At 70.5% G+C, this 13,028-nt stretch carries 14 protein-coding genes; 4 read left to right on the forward strand and 10 right to left on the reverse strand.

Going from position 1 to position 13,028, the window contains the following annotated elements; all coding sequences use genetic code 11:
- Nucleotides 1–89 precede the first annotated feature (89 nt).
- Genes rnc through QFW96_RS08035 form a run of 3 tightly spaced genes read right to left on the reverse strand, consistent with a single transcriptional unit; the run spans nucleotide 90 to nucleotide 1,626 of the window.
- Entirely contained in the window at nucleotides 90–854 is a 765-nt protein-coding gene (rnc, locus tag QFW96_RS08025) for a ribonuclease III (RefSeq protein ID WP_281454916.1), read from the reverse strand.
- Nucleotides 855–868: 14 nt separating this feature from the next.
- Nucleotides 869–1,051, reverse strand: a complete 183-nt coding sequence (rpmF, locus tag QFW96_RS08030) for a 50S ribosomal protein L32 (RefSeq protein WP_093413438.1) — start codon at nucleotides 1,049–1,051, stop codon at nucleotides 869–871.
- A gap of 2 nt (nucleotides 1,052–1,053) precedes the next feature.
- Nucleotides 1,054–1,626 (reverse strand): YceD family protein, encoded by a 573-nt coding sequence (locus tag QFW96_RS08035; RefSeq protein WP_281454917.1) that lies wholly within the window; start codon nucleotides 1,624–1,626, stop codon nucleotides 1,054–1,056.
- Between the two features lie 279 nt (nucleotides 1,627–1,905).
- Here QFW96_RS08035 and QFW96_RS08040 point away from each other — a divergent pair, with 279 nt between their 5' ends.
- Complete coding sequence (locus tag QFW96_RS08040) at nucleotides 1,906–2,451, forward strand: hypothetical protein (protein ID WP_281454918.1); 546 nt, start codon at nucleotides 1,906–1,908, stop codon at nucleotides 2,449–2,451.
- Here the strand turns inward: QFW96_RS08040 and QFW96_RS08045 are convergent.
- The 4 genes from QFW96_RS08045 to rsmD all read right to left on the reverse strand — a co-directional run bounded on the left by QFW96_RS08045 (nucleotide 2,434) and on the right by rsmD (nucleotide 4,997).
- A complete protein-coding gene (locus tag QFW96_RS08045) occupies nucleotides 2,434–3,162 on the reverse strand; it encodes a DivIVA domain-containing protein (protein ID WP_281455170.1) in 729 nt (242 codons plus the stop codon). The genes QFW96_RS08040 and QFW96_RS08045 overlap by 18 nt on opposite strands.
- A gap of 211 nt (nucleotides 3,163–3,373) precedes the next feature.
- The gene (locus QFW96_RS08050; RefSeq protein ID WP_281454919.1) at nucleotides 3,374–3,790 is read right to left on the reverse strand and encodes a guanyl-specific ribonuclease; all 417 of its coding nucleotides are present in this window, start codon (nucleotides 3,788–3,790) and stop codon (nucleotides 3,374–3,376) included.
- Nucleotides 3,791–3,899: 109 nt separating this feature from the next.
- The gene (coaD, locus tag QFW96_RS08055; RefSeq protein WP_281454920.1) at nucleotides 3,900–4,382 is read right to left on the reverse strand and encodes a pantetheine-phosphate adenylyltransferase; all 483 of its coding nucleotides are present in this window, start codon (nucleotides 4,380–4,382) and stop codon (nucleotides 3,900–3,902) included.
- A 54-nt stretch (nucleotides 4,383–4,436) separates the two neighbouring features.
- Nucleotides 4,437–4,997, reverse strand: coding sequence for a 16S rRNA (guanine(966)-N(2))-methyltransferase RsmD (rsmD, locus tag QFW96_RS08060; protein ID WP_281454921.1), 561 nt, complete (start codon nucleotides 4,995–4,997; stop codon nucleotides 4,437–4,439).
- Nucleotides 4,998–5,167: 170 nt separating this feature from the next.
- Between rsmD and QFW96_RS08065 the strand changes: the two genes are divergently transcribed.
- Together QFW96_RS08065 and QFW96_RS08070 are read left to right on the forward strand one after the other, a co-directional pair.
- Complete coding sequence (locus QFW96_RS08065; protein ID WP_281454922.1) at nucleotides 5,168–7,231, forward strand: HelD family protein; 2,064 nt, start codon at nucleotides 5,168–5,170, stop codon at nucleotides 7,229–7,231.
- Between the two features lie 116 nt (nucleotides 7,232–7,347).
- Nucleotides 7,348–8,691, forward strand: a complete 1,344-nt coding sequence (locus QFW96_RS08070) for an MFS transporter (protein WP_281454923.1) — start codon at nucleotides 7,348–7,350, stop codon at nucleotides 8,689–8,691.
- On the opposite strand, the gene QFW96_RS08075 is transcribed toward QFW96_RS08070, so the two are convergent.
- Nucleotides 8,692–9,384 carry a GntR family transcriptional regulator gene (locus QFW96_RS08075; protein ID WP_281454924.1) on the reverse strand — a complete coding sequence of 231 codons (693 nt, stop codon included), beginning with the start codon at nucleotides 9,382–9,384 and terminating at the stop codon, nucleotides 8,692–8,694.
- 116 nt (nucleotides 9,385–9,500) lie between these two features.
- Here QFW96_RS08075 and QFW96_RS08080 point away from each other — a divergent pair, with 116 nt between their 5' ends.
- Nucleotides 9,501–11,066, forward strand: a complete 1,566-nt coding sequence (locus QFW96_RS08080; RefSeq protein ID WP_281454925.1) for a thiamine pyrophosphate-binding protein — start codon at nucleotides 9,501–9,503, stop codon at nucleotides 11,064–11,066.
- Here QFW96_RS08080 and QFW96_RS08085 read toward each other — a convergent pair.
- Together QFW96_RS08085 and QFW96_RS08090 are read right to left on the reverse strand one after the other, a co-directional pair.
- Nucleotides 11,063–12,133, reverse strand: coding sequence for an Ldh family oxidoreductase (locus tag QFW96_RS08085; RefSeq protein ID WP_343231364.1), 1,071 nt, complete (start codon nucleotides 12,131–12,133; stop codon nucleotides 11,063–11,065). The genes QFW96_RS08080 and QFW96_RS08085 overlap by 4 nt on opposite strands.
- Nucleotides 12,134–12,169: 36 nt before the next feature.
- Nucleotides 12,170–12,913, reverse strand: coding sequence for a ribonuclease activity regulator RraA (locus tag QFW96_RS08090; RefSeq protein WP_281454927.1), 744 nt, complete (start codon nucleotides 12,911–12,913; stop codon nucleotides 12,170–12,172).
- Nucleotides 12,914–13,028 lie beyond the last annotated feature (115 nt).

A 13,028-nucleotide genomic window follows, 5' to 3' on the forward strand; every position in this document is an offset into this window, starting at 1 on the left:
CAGGACGCGAAAAAGGGACATGATCAGGGGCCGGGCGGTTCTGCGAACCGGTCCCTGATCATGTCCCTCTCAGGCGTTGCCGCCCGACCTCACGACGAGGCGTCCGCCGAGCCCTCTTCCGCCGCCTTGGCGGCGTTGACCTGCTCGTCGAGCTGGCGCCAGGCCGCCTCGGCGGCCTTCTGCTCGGCTTCCTTCTTGGTGCTGCCGTCGCCGCGACCGTAGGTCTGCCCGCCGACGGAGACGAAGGCGCTGAACTCCTTGCGGTGGTCCGGCCCCTCCTCCTCGACGCGGTACTCGGGCACGCCGAGCGCCGCGGAGGCGGTGAGCTCCTGCAGGCTGGTCTTCCAGTCCAGGCCGGCACCGCGCCGCGGCGCCTCGGCCAGCAACGGCTGGAAGAGCTTGTGCACGACGGCGCGTGCGACGTCGATGCCCTCGGCCAGGTAGACGGCGCCGAGCACCGCTTCCAGACCGTCCGCGAGGATGCTCGCCTTGTCCCGGCCCCCCGTGAGCTCCTCGCCGCGCCCCAGCAGCAAGTACTCGCCGAGACCGCCCTCACCGAGCCCGCGCGCCACTCCGGCCAGCGCGTGCATGTTGACCACGCTGGCGCGCAGCTTCGCGAGCTGCCCCTCCGGCAGGTCGGGGTGCTCGTTGTAGAGGTGATCGGTGATCACCAGTCCGAGCACCGCGTCGCCGAGGAACTCAAGCCGCTCGTTCGGCGGAAGCCCGCCGTTCTCGTACGCGTACGAACGGTGGGTGAGGGCAAGGGTGAGCAGCTCGGCGTCCAACTCGACGCCGAGCGCTGCCAACAACGGGGCCCGGTCGATCTGACGGGCCCTCGACTGCTTTCCCCCCACTACGTGACCGCCGCTCAGGCGGGCTGGACGACCTGACGGCCGTCGTACTGACCGCAGGCCGGGCAGACGACGTGCGGCAGCTTCTGCTCGCGGCAGGAGCGGTTCGAGCACTCGGTCAGCGTCGGCGCCGAGGTCTTCCACGACGAACGGCGGTGACGGGTGTTGGCCCGGGACATCTTGCGCTTCGGGACGGCCACGACTACTTCTCCTCTTCGGTACCGCCGAACCGCTCTTGAAGCGCGGCCCAGCGAGGATCAATGGTCTCATGCGTGTGCTCGGGGGCGAGTTCGGCCCACTTCACGCCGCACCCGGAGCACAGCCCCTGGCAGTCCGGCGAGCACAACGGTGCCGAGGGAAGCGACAGCAGCATCGCGTCCCGCACCACCGGTTCGAGGTCGATCAGGTCGTCCACGACCCGCTCCACCTCGTCGTCATCGGTGCTGGTGTCGGTGGCGCTGTCCGGGTAGGCGAACAGCTCGCGGACCTCGACCTCGATCTCCTCGGAGACCGGGTCCAGGCAGCGGGAGCATTCGCCGGACAGCTCGGCCGAAGCAGTGCCGGACACCAGCACGCCCTCCACCACGGACTCGGCCAGCAGATCGAGTTCGACCGGCTCGCCTTCCGGCACCTTGATCATGTCCAGCCCGAAGCCGGCCGGTGCCGGGGCGTTGCGCGTGTAGGCACGGCTGCTGCCGGCCCGGTGGCCGATTTCCCGGGTGTCGATCACCCAAGGGCCGGCTTGCGCGGTGCGCGTTTCATGGCTCTGAGACATCACGAGTTTCGGTGCTTGATGAACGGGCATGGGGCCGACGTTGGGAACGACCCCCGACAGGATCGGGCACTGCGCCCCAAGTCAGCCCTCCCAGCGTACGTGACGCCCGGCCGCGAACGACACCAACCCCTGTTCAGCGCACCGCCACCCCACCCGAGCGGTTGGACCGTTCAGCGGAGTCCCTCGACCGGCGGGCAGAACTTCCCCTCCCGCCATCAGCGGATTAGGGTGCTGGGAAATCCATCGGTCGGGGAATTTCACGAGGCATGGACTGACCCCATGAACGAGGACGGATCCCGACTCACCACGCCCGTCTACCGGTTCGTCGACCTCACGCCCGAGGAATTGCGGCGGATCCGGAGCCAGTGCACGTGGCTGGGCTCGATCGCGACCGCGCTGAGCACCGCGGTCGGCGCGCTGATCCTGACCTGCGGCTACGGCGTGCCGAGCGCCACGGTCGCCACCCAGATCCTCACCGTCGGCCTGGGCACCGTGGCCACCGTCATGTGCCTGCTGAGCGCGCTGACCCTGCTCACCGGCGGGCGCAACGTCCGCACCGGCCGCTTCAACGCGGGCGAGGCCGCGCAGGCGCGTCAGGTGACCGTGGCCTACTGGATGATGACGCTGCTGACCTCGACGGTCTCGGCGCTGTCGTTCCACAGCGCGGTCCGGGTCGACGGCATCGCCTACGGCCACCACCTGGAGTACACGGCACCGGTGATGGCCTACCTGATGCTGCTGATCTCCCCGCTGCTGGTGGCCACCGCCACCACCGTCGCGGCCCACCAGGTCCTCAGGGCGCCGACCTCAGTTGGCACCCGCTGAGGGCTGCCACTCCTCGTAGTCGAACGGGGCGCCCATCGGGCTGCGGAGCTGCTGGCGACCCTTGCCGACGGTGCGCAGCGTGCGGCCGAGCAGGTCCTCGAAGTCGGCCAGCCGGGAGTCGACGTAGGCGTCGCACTCGCTGCGCAGCCGCTCCGCCTCCTCGCCGGCCTCCTCCGCGATGCGCTTGGCCTCGTTGTTCGCGGCCTGCACGACCTCGGTGTCGGTGACCAGGCGGGCCTGCTCGGTCTTGCCCTCGTGCACCGACTGCTCGTAGGCGGCGCGCCCGGCCTGCACCATGCGGTCCGCCTCGGACTGGGCCCGGCTCACGTAGTCCTCGTACTCGCGACGACCGGCGGTGACGGCCTGCTCGGCCTGACCGCGCGCGTCCGACAGCAGGTGGTCGGCCTGCTCCCGGGCCTCGGCCAGCAGCTGCTCGGCTTCCGCGCGGGCCTCGGCCAGCGTGCGCTGCGCCTCGGACTGGGCCTCCGCGACCGACTTGTCGGCCTCGGTCTGCGCCTTGGTGACCACCTCGTCGCGGTGGTCCAGGACGTCCTGCGCGTCGTCGAGCTCCTGCGGGATCGCGTCCCGCACGTCGTCGAGCAGCTCCAGCACGTCACCGCGGGGCACCACACAACCCGAGGTCATGGGGACGCCACGCGCCTCTTCGACGATCGTCACGAGCTCGTCGAGGGCCTCGAACACCCGGTACACCATGATCTCCCTGCAGTCGTCCAGCGCCGCGCCGCTCAAGCATCTCAGAACACCGCGCGATGCCGATCACGGGCCGTTCCCCGTCCAGTCTGCCTGCACGACCCCCGTACCCGGCGGAAATCCACCATCCGCGTGTCAAGCCCCGGACGCGAGGAGGGGAACCTCCCCGCCACCGAGGTGGCGGGGAGGTTCCCCCGCTGCGGTCACGACCTCACGCGTTGATGTCGGTGATGGAGAAGCTCTCGTAGTGGTCGTCGGTCCAGAAGAACTCCCCGTTCTCGCCCACGACGAAGCGGCGGGCACCGCGGTCGTCGCTGCCGGGGGTCTCGACGGTGTACTCCTTGTAGTAGCCCTCCGCGCAATCGGGCAGCAGCCCCTCGCGGTTGCCGAAGGTCTGCCCGTCCTCCGGGTACGGGAACGGCCCTCCGGCCTGGATGAGCTCGACCGTCTCCGCGGCCTCCGGCGGCAGCGACGACAGCGCGACCTGCTCGAAACCGGTGGTGTCGCCGCACTCGGCCTGCGCGACGGCAGCAGGGGCGGGTGCGACGGAGAAGGCGCTGGACTGGAAGCCGACGAGCCCCGCCACGGCGAGCAGGGCGGCCAGCAGGATCTGCATGGACTTCTTCATGCCGGTGACGCTAACGGCGCCGACCCACCCACCAGCGGAAATGGCGGGAATGCGAAGGGATCACCGCACGATCAGCGGAAGTTCGCGCGACCGGCGGACGTCGCGGAGGTTAACCGTTCTCGGCGAGGCGCTCGCGCAGCCGCTGCTCGATCGTCGCCGGGAGCAGGTTGGAGACGTCACCACCGTAGGTGGCGACCTCCTTGACCAGCGACGACGCCAGGAAGCTGTAGAGCGGGTTGGTCGACATGAACATCGTCTCGACCCCGGACAGCTGCTGGTTCATCTGCGCCATCTGCAGCTCGTAGTCGAAGTCGCTGACCGCGCGCAGACCCTTGACGATCGCGCCGATCTCGTTGGCCTTGCAGTAGTCGACCAGCAGACCGTGCCAGGAGTCGATGCGCACGTTCGGCCACGGGGCCGTGACCTCGCGCAGCATGTCGAGCCGCTCGTCGACCGAGAACAGGCCCTTCTTGCTCTTGTTGATCAGCACCGCGACGACGACCTCGTCGAACAGGCCGGACGCTCGCTCGATGATGTCCAGATGACCGTTGGTGACGGGGTCGTAGGAACCTGGACATACCGCACGCCTCATGGCCAGGGACGTTAGCAGCCGGATCAGCGAACCCCCAGGATGACGTGGCCCGCCTCACCGCTGTTCGATCACGGCCCAGTGCACCGCCGTGTCGCCGTAGCGCTTCGAACGCAACCCCTCAAGGGGAGCCGGCCAGTCCGGATCCCCGCTGCGGACCGCGCGCTCGACGATCACCACGCTGCCCGGTTCCACCCAGCCGTTCTCGACGAGCCCGTCCAGCACCCGCTGCAGCAGCTCGGCCGAGAGGTCGTAGGGCGGATCGGCCAGCACCACGTCGAACGGCTCGGCCGCAGGCGAGGCCGTCAGCGTCTCGGCCTTGGCCTGCTCCACCCGCACGTCGCGAAAACCCAGCGAAGCCGCGTTGCGCTTGAGGATCTGCGCCGCGCGGCGATCCGACTCGACGAACGTGGCGTGCCCGGCACCGCGCGAGAGCGCCTCCAGACCGAGCGCCCCCGAACCGCCGTAGAGGTCGAGCACCCGCACCCCGTCGATGTCGAGCATCGTCTCCAGCGAGTTGAACAGCGCCTCGCGCACCCGCTCCGAGGTCGGCCTGGTTCCCTTCGGGGGCACGTCCAGGCGTCGTCCGCCCGCGCTGCCCGCCACGATCCGAGTCACCGTCACATCGTCGCGCACCGCCGGTGGGCAGGTGTTTCGCGGGTGGTGAGCCACCGCGGATTCTACGCCCGGCGGCCTCCCCCGACGGCAGGCGGGACGCGTGGGGCCGCCCGGGATCGCGCGTAGTCTGTTAGGTCTGCCCACCGCGCCAGACCGGGAGAAAGTCACAGGTGTCCGAAGCATCCGAAAAGCAGGCCGAGATCGCGGTCGAGCAGGAGCACGTGGACCGCGTCTACGCCCGGCTCGACGAGCTGCGCTCCGACGCCGAGGCGATGCGCGACAAGAGCTACGAGTACGGCAAGGAGGCCACGCCCGAAGCGCTCAACGAGCGGGACGTGATGCTCCACCACGCCAACCGGACGCTGCAGGCCCTCAACGCCGAGTCCGAGGGCCTGGTGTTCGGCCGGCTGGACCTGGGAACCGGCGACGCGGTGCACATCGGCCGCCTGGGCATCCGCGACCAGCGCTTCGACAACCTGCTGGTGGACTGGCGCGCCCCGCTGGCCGCCGCCTTCTACCAGGCCACCCCCGAACACCCGCAGGACGTGATCCGGCGCCGCGTGATCCGCTGCTCCCGGGAGAACGTCGTCGACGTCTCCGACGACCTGCTCGACCCCGACCGCGCGCCGTCGGACATGCGCGTGATCGGCGACGGCGCGCTGATGGCGGCTCTGACCCGCTCGCGCGGCGAGACGATGCGCAACATCGTCGCCACCATCCAGAAGGAGCAGGACGAGGCGATCCGCGCTCCCGAGAGCGGCGTCACCGAGATCACCGGCGGACCGGGCACCGGCAAGACCGCCGTCGCGCTGCACCGCGCCGCCTACCTGCTCTACCGGGAGCAGCGCAAGCTCGGCGGGCCGGGCGTGCTGGTCATCGGCCCGTCACCGGTGTTCATGAGCTACATCTCGCGGGTGCTGCCGTCGATGGGTGAGCACAACGTGGAGCTGCGCGCGCTCGGCGAGGTGCTCGACGGCATCAGCACCGCCCGGATCGACGACCCGCGCACCGCCGAGATCAAGGGTTCCTCCCGGATGGTCAAGGTGCTGCGCCGCGCGCTGCGCCTGCCCCCGCCGGAAGCCCCCGAGGCGCTGCAGCTGTTCTACCGGGGCGCGGTGCTCAAGCTGGAGGCCGACGAGCTCAAGCGGATCCGCCGCACCCTGCACAACAAGGGTGGCCAGCCCAACAAGTTCCGGATGAAGGCCGCCGACGCGCTGCTGGAAGCCCTGTGGCAGCAGGCCAAGGGCCTGGCGGGCGGCGACTTCCAGCCCGACCGGGACCGGCTGATCAGCGAGATCGGCGAGCGCATCGAGTTCCACCGCTTCCTCGTCGCCTGGTGGCCCGCGCTGTACCCGATGCAGGTGCTGCGCTGGCTGTCGGACCCGGAGCGCCTGTCCCGCGCGGCCCGGCGGCTGCTGGCCGCCGAGGAGGTCGAGCTGCTGGCGAAGTCCTGGGCTTCCCTCAGCGATTCGGACGTCACCGAGTGGACGGTCGCCGACATCGCGCTGATCGACGAGCTGCGGACGATGATCGGACCGCCGCCGAAGCGCCCCGTCCGCACCGAGCCGGACGCCGAGCAGCCGCGCCGCGCCGTCAACTACGACGAGTACGCCCACGTCGTCATCGACGAGGCCCAGGACCTCTCGCCGATGCAGTGGCGGATGGTCGGCCGCCGCGGCAGGCACGCGAGCTGGACGATCGTCGGCGACCCGGTGCAGTCGTCGTGGCCGGACCCGGCCGAGGCGGCGACCGCGCGCGAGGAGGCGCTCAGCGCCCAGCGCACCCACCGCACGTTCACGCTGCGCACGAACTACCGGAACTCGGCGGAGATCTTCGAGCACGCCTGCGACGCGGTCCGCGACCTGGTCGACCCGGACGACCTGCCGACGGCGGTGCGCGCCACCGGCGTCGAGCCCGACGTCCGCGAGGTCGAGGCGGAGGAGCTGCCGGCCGCGGCCCGCGAGGCCGCGCTCGACCTGCTGCAGCGGGCGGAGGGCACGATCGGCGTCATCACCACGATGTCGCGCCGGGACGAGGTCCGCGCCTGGTTGTCCGATGTGGACGACCCGAGGCTGCGGGTGGTGGGCAGCCTCGATTCCAAGGGCATGGAGTACGACGCGGTCGCCGTCGTCGACCCCGACGGTCTGGCCACCGAGTCGACCACCGGCCGCAGGGCGCTCTACGTCGCCCTCAGCCGCGCCACGCAGTTCCTGACCGTGCTCAAACCCGCCTGACCTCGTCGGCTTCGAGTCGGTTCCCACCGGCTCGAAGCCGCCACCCCGTTGACCGCGCACGATGCGGCCACCTACTTTGGAATATCAGATATCATGCGGCACGACGGGGTGGTTGCATGCACGAACCCGTTCCCACCGCTTCCGGCGTGGAGGAGAAGCGGTCCGCGGGCAAGCGTTCCCAGATCCGCTGGTTGATGGTCGTCCTCGTCGCCCTGGCGACGGCCATCGCCTACATCGACCGGGCGAACCTCAGCGTCGCCAGCGATTCCATGCAGCAGGAGCTCCAGTTCTCCGACGAGCTCAAGGGAATCATGCTGTCGTCCTTCTTCTGGACCTACGCGATCTTCCAGCTGCCCGGCGGCTGGCTGGTGGACCGCTACGGACCGCGCGTGCTCTACGCGATCGCGGTGGTGTGGTGGTCGATCGGCACCGCGGCGACCGCGTTGACCAGGGGGTTCGCCGGGGTGATCGGGTGCAGGCTGGCGCTGGGCGTCGGCGAGGCACCCGTGCAGTCGGCCAACGCCCGCGTGGTCTCGGAGTGGTTCCCGCGCAAGGAGCGGGCCTTCGCGTCCTCGATCTTCGACACCGGTTCGGAGTTCGGCAGCGCGCTGTCGGTGCCGCTGGTGACGTTGCTGATCGCGCTCGTCGGCTGGCGCGGCTCCTTCGTGGTCACCGGTGCGCTCGGGCTGGTCTGGGTCGCGGTGTGGCTGCTGGTCTACCGCTCGCCGCGCAAGCAGCGCTGGGCCAACCGGGCCGAGATCGACTACATCGAGCAGGGCGGTGGCCGCACCGAGGAGAAGGAGCTCGAGGAGGGCGGCAAGGAACCGATGAAGTGGCGCGACCTGTTCCGCTACTCCACCACCTGGGCGCTGGTCGCGGGCTACACCTGTCGCGGTGTGATCATCTACTTCTTCATCACGTGGTACCCGGATTTCCTGGTCGACCAGCAGGGTTTCTCGCTGCTGGAGCTCGGATTGTTCGGCGCCATCCCCGGTTTGGCGGCGATGGTGGCGAACTGGCTCGGCGGGCTGTTCTCCGACTGGCTCGTGCGGCGCGGCACCCCGCTGGCGATGGCGCGCAAGATCCCGTTGGTCATCGGCATGCTCGGGGCCTCCACGATCGCGTTGGCCTCGATCGCGCCGAACCCCGTGTGGGCGCTGGTGTTCCTGACCGTCTCCTACTGCAGCGCGGCGGTGTCCACGGGAGCGCTGCTGTCGCTGCCGGCGGACGTGGCGCCGACGCCGCGCAACGTGGCCTCGCTGACCGGCGTGCAGAACTTCGGGTCGCAGCTGGGCGGCATCATCGGGCCGATCGTGATCGGATTCCTGCTGGGAACCGGGCAGTTCGCCTACGTGTGGCCGCTGGTCTTCGCGGGCGCGATGTGCGTGCTGGGCGCGTTCTTCTACGCGTTCGTGGTGCAGGTCAAGCCCTTGGACGAGCAGCGGCCGATGTTCGGCTGATCAGGACTCGGACTTCTCGGCGGCTTCGAGGTTGGTGAGCGAGCGCTGGATGTGCTCGCTCACCAGCCGTTCGGCCTCGTCGGCGTTGCCGTCGTTGACGGCCGCGAGGATCTCCGCGTGCTCGACGAACTCCTCCCGCCAGGTGGGCCAGCGGTCCCACAGCAGGTTGACCACGCCGAGGGCGGTGAGGTCCTGCAGGTCGTCGAGCTGGTCGATGACCAGGGCGTTGCCGCAGCCCGCGTAGAGCGCCCGGTGGAACCGGCGGTTGGCCATGCTCAGGTCGTGGTTGTTGCCCGCGCTGAGCAGCCCGGCGGCCTCGTTGAGCGCGTCCTGCGCGCGGTGCACGACGTCGGCGGCACCGGCGGTGGTGGTCATCCGGGCGGCCCACGGTTCGAGCAGCCTGCGGACCTCGTAGACCTTGCGGACGTCCTCCAGCGAGAGCGTGCGGACGGTGATCCCCTTGTTGGGCACGACGGTGACCAGGCCGGTGTGGGCCATGCCGATGAGCGCCTCGCGCACCGGCGTCTTCGACACGCCGAGCAGTTCCGACAGGCGCCGCTCGACCAGCGTCTCCCCGGGGCGCAGCTCGCCGGCCAGGATCGCGGTGCGGATGGAGTCCGCGACCAGGTCGGTGCGGCTGGCGGGCCCGCTGAGGGGACGCAGTCCGGAGGAATCGCTGGCCAGCTGTGTCACATCACCGATGATATATCACCGCCTCCCAACACACCCGGGCGACCTGCTGATTCCACTCCTCCTCGGCCCGCTGGTGTATGATATCTCAGAATCGAACCGGACATTGCGAGGGAACCATGCGCACAGTCGCTCAGGCCGTCGCCCGCGTGCTCGCCGACGCGGGGGTCGAACACGGCTTCACCGTGCCCGGCGAGTCGTTCTTGGGCCTGCTCGACGCGTTCGCCGAAGCCCCGGAGCTGACCTTGGTGTCGACGCGGCACGAGAGCGGCGCGTCCTTCATGGCCGAGGCGTGCGGCAAGCTGCGCGGCGTTCCAGCGGTGGCGATGGCCAGCCGGGGCCCGGGCGCGACGAACCTGTCCATCGGCGTGCACACGGCGCAGCAGGACGGCACCCCGATGGTGGTGCTGCTCGGCCAGGTCCCCTCGACCAAGCTGGGTCGCGAGAGCTTCCAGGAGGTCGACCTCGCCGCGATGTACGCACCGCTGGCCACCTACGCCACCCAGCCCGCCACGGCCGCCGAGGTGCCGGGGGCGGTCGCGGAGGCGCTCGCGCGAGCCACCGGACCACGTCCGGGACCTGCGGTGGTGGCGGTGCCGAGCGACTTCTGGGACGAGCCCTTCCCCGGCCCGCTCCCGGTGCCCGAACGCGCCGCGGATCCGGAACCCGACGTCGCCGGAGTGACCGAAAGGCTCGGCGCCGCGCGCAGTCCCGTGGTGATCACCGGTGCTCGCGACCCGGAGAGCCACCGCGAGCTCGTCGCCACCGCCGAAGCGCTCGGCCTCGCCGTCTACACCGGTTTCCGGCGGCAGGACTCCTTCCCGGAGGACCACCCGCAGTTCGCCGGGCACCTCGGGCTGTCGGTACCCGACGCGCAGCTCAAGGCCCTGGAGGACGCCGACGTCGTGCTCACCGTCGGGATGCGGCTCGACGAGGTGACCAGCCAGGGATTCCGCTTCCCGCTGCCCGAGCAGGAGCACCTCGCGCTGCCGTCGTCAGCGCTCGCCGAGCTGCGCGCGAAGACCCCGGCGCGGCGGCGGGACTGGTCGGTCGCGCACGAGGCGGTCCGGGAGTTCACGACCGCACCGGAGTTCGCCCCCGGCTCTCCCCTGCACCCGACGGAGGTGGTGCGCGCGCTTCGCCGGCTCGCGCCGCGCGACGCGGTGGTCACCAACGACGCGGGCAACTTCTCCGGGTTCGCGCACCGCTACTGGTGCTTCACCGAGCCGCGCACCCAGCTCGGCCCGTGCAACGGGGCGATGGGCTACGCGGTCCCCGCTGCGGTGGCCGCCCAGCTCCTCGAACCCCGGCGCGCGGTGATCGCGATGGTCGGCGACGGCGGCGCGCTGATGACCGGCCAGGAGATCGAGACCGCGGTTCGGCACGAGGCCCCGATCGTCGTCGTGGTGTTCCAGAACGGCCTGTACGGCACGATCGCGCTGCACCAGGTCAAGAGCAACCGACCGATGTCGGCGGTGGACATCGGCGCCGTGGACTTCGCCGGGTGGGCGCGGAGCCTCGGGGCGGCCGGGCACACCGTCGACACCCGCGAGCAGCTGGAACCGGCGATCAGCGCGGCGCTGGCCGAGCGGCGACCATGCGTGCTCGACGTCCGCACCGACCCCGACGTGCTCACCGCCGAGGCGAGGCTGGGTGACTTCCTGGAGAGCGGGGCGACTTCCTAGAGAGCTGACCGCACGCCGGCGCGCTCGGCGACACCGCGCAGCTGCTCGACGAGCGCGTCCGGTAGCGGAATCCCGTTCCGGGACCGCTCTCGTCGAGCGGCGGCCTGCGGATCTCCCGCCACCAGAACGGGTTCGTCCTCCTTGAGCGGTGGTGCGGCGTGGAGCTGGTCGACGGCGTCGTCGAGGTCGGCCTCGAACTCGCCGGGCGGGCGGAACCCGCTCGGGTCGAGGGCGAGGAAGAAGTGCCCGATGTTGTGCGGTTCCCCGGGTTCCCGGCTCGCCGGGAACGTCCCGCCGCACAGCGTCGCGGCCAGGACGTGGGCCATCATGCTCAGCCCGTACCCCTTGTGCGAGCCCATCTCCGGTGTGCCGCCGAGCGGGGTCAGCCCGCCGATGTCGTCGTGGCGCAGGATGCCCAGCGCCTCGTGGGCGTCGGTCACGGGCCGGTTGGCGGCGTCGACCACCCAGCCCTCGGGGAGGGGTTCGTCGTGGAAGTCGTAGACCTTGACCTTGTTCACGGCCGCGGTGGTGGTGGCGATGTCGAGCAGGAAGTGCGGGTTGCGCAGAGCGGGAGCGGCGAAGGCGATCGGGTTGGTGGCCAGCATCGGCACCACCGATCCGGTCGGTGGCGAGGCGGGCAGGTTCGCCGAGCTGGTGACCAGGCCGATCAGTCCCTGGCGCGCGGCCATCTCGGCGTAGTGGCCGGCGGCGCCGAAGTGGTGCGAGTTGACCACCGAGACCACGCCGACGGTGCCGGTCTTCGCCTTGTCGATGGCCCTGCGCATGGCGAACTCGCTCGCCGGGTGACCGATGCCGCCGCGGGCGTCGACCAGTGCCGACGCGGCGTTCTCGCGCACCACGGCGGGTCTGGCGCGCAGGTCGATCCGACCTTCGGATCGGAAGTTCTCGTAGGTCATCAGCATCGACGCTCCGTGCGAGTCGATGCCCGCCAGGTCGGTCTCGGCCATCACCTCGGCCGTGATGACGGCCAGGTCGTGGTCCATGCCCCACGCGGTGAGGACCTGGGTGATCAGTTCGCGCACTGCCTCGACGGAAACCCGCACCACATGACTCCCAACATCCGACGATGAGAAGAAAGAGCGCTAATGCCAGGGATTCTCGGCCGCCCACCGCTCGTACTCGGCCCGGGTGGACTCGTCCGGCGGGTACGTGCCGCGAAGCGGCAGGCCGGAGTCCACTTTGGAGAGCACGAACTCCTCGAGGTGCTCTTGCGCGGCAGCGGCTTCGGCGACCTCGTCGGCCAGGTGACGCGGGATGACCACGACGCCGTCGTGGTCGCCGACCAGCACGTCGCCCGGGTAGACGGCGACCTCACCGCACCCGATCGGCACCTGCGCGTCCACGGCGTGGTGCTGGATCAGGTTGGTGTTGGCCGAGGGGTTGCGCGCGAAGGTCGGCATCGCCAGCTCGGCGAAGCCGTCCGAGTCGCGCACCGAGCCGTCGGTGACCACGCCCGCGCACCCCCGGTGCAGCAGCCGGGTCGCCAGGATGTGGCCGAGCGAGGCGGCGCGCTGCTGCCCGCGCGAGTCGATGACCAGGACCTCGCCGGGGTTCACCGATTCCACGGCCTTGCGCTGCGGGTGGTCGTAGTCCTGGAACACCGCGAGCACGTCGACGTCCTCGCGCGCCGGGATGTAGCGCAGGGTGAAGGCGACGCCGACCATGCGGGACTGCTCGGGGTTGAGGGCCCGCAAGCCCTGCACGAGCTGGTTGCGCAGGCCCCGGGAGAGCAGCTGCGTGGTGATGGTCGCCGTGCTGGCGTAGCGCAGGGCGCGCAGGGTGCGCTCCGGCAGCGGATCGGAAGCCTGGATCGAGCTGTCCACCATCTTCGGCCCTTCGCATCGTCGGACGTCTGAGATATCATATACCGGACTGGCAAGGGGGCGTCCCGGACGATCTCCAGCCAAGCCCTGCGAACAGCGAGGTTCCAGACTCCGGAAG

Origin of the sequence: Saccharopolyspora ipomoeae (assembly GCF_029952525.1) — a bacterium.
Classification (GTDB): domain Bacteria; phylum Actinomycetota; class Actinomycetes; order Mycobacteriales; family Pseudonocardiaceae; genus Saccharopolyspora; species Saccharopolyspora ipomoeae.

Excerpts from the sequence above, each read along its gene's own strand:
- QFW96_RS08035 (WP_281454917.1), bottom strand. The coding sequence starts at position 1,626 with ATGTCTCAGAGCCATGAAACGCGCACCGCGCAAGCCGGCCCTTGGGTG.
- QFW96_RS08040 (WP_281454918.1), top strand. The coding sequence starts at position 1,906 with ATGAACGAGGACGGATCCCGACTCACCACGCCCGTCTACCGGTTCGTC.
- QFW96_RS08050 (WP_281454919.1), bottom strand. The coding sequence starts at position 3,790 with ATGAAGAAGTCCATGCAGATCCTGCTGGCCGCCCTGCTCGCCGTGGCG.
- coaD (WP_281454920.1), bottom strand. The coding sequence starts at position 4,382 with ATGAGGCGTGCGGTATGTCCAGGTTCCTACGACCCCGTCACCAACGGT.
- QFW96_RS08070 (WP_281454923.1), top strand. The coding sequence starts at position 7,348 with ATGCACGAACCCGTTCCCACCGCTTCCGGCGTGGAGGAGAAGCGGTCC.
- QFW96_RS08080 (WP_281454925.1), top strand. The coding sequence starts at position 9,501 with ATGCGCACAGTCGCTCAGGCCGTCGCCCGCGTGCTCGCCGACGCGGGG.
- QFW96_RS08090 (WP_281454927.1), bottom strand. The coding sequence starts at position 12,913 with ATGGTGGACAGCTCGATCCAGGCTTCCGATCCGCTGCCGGAGCGCACC.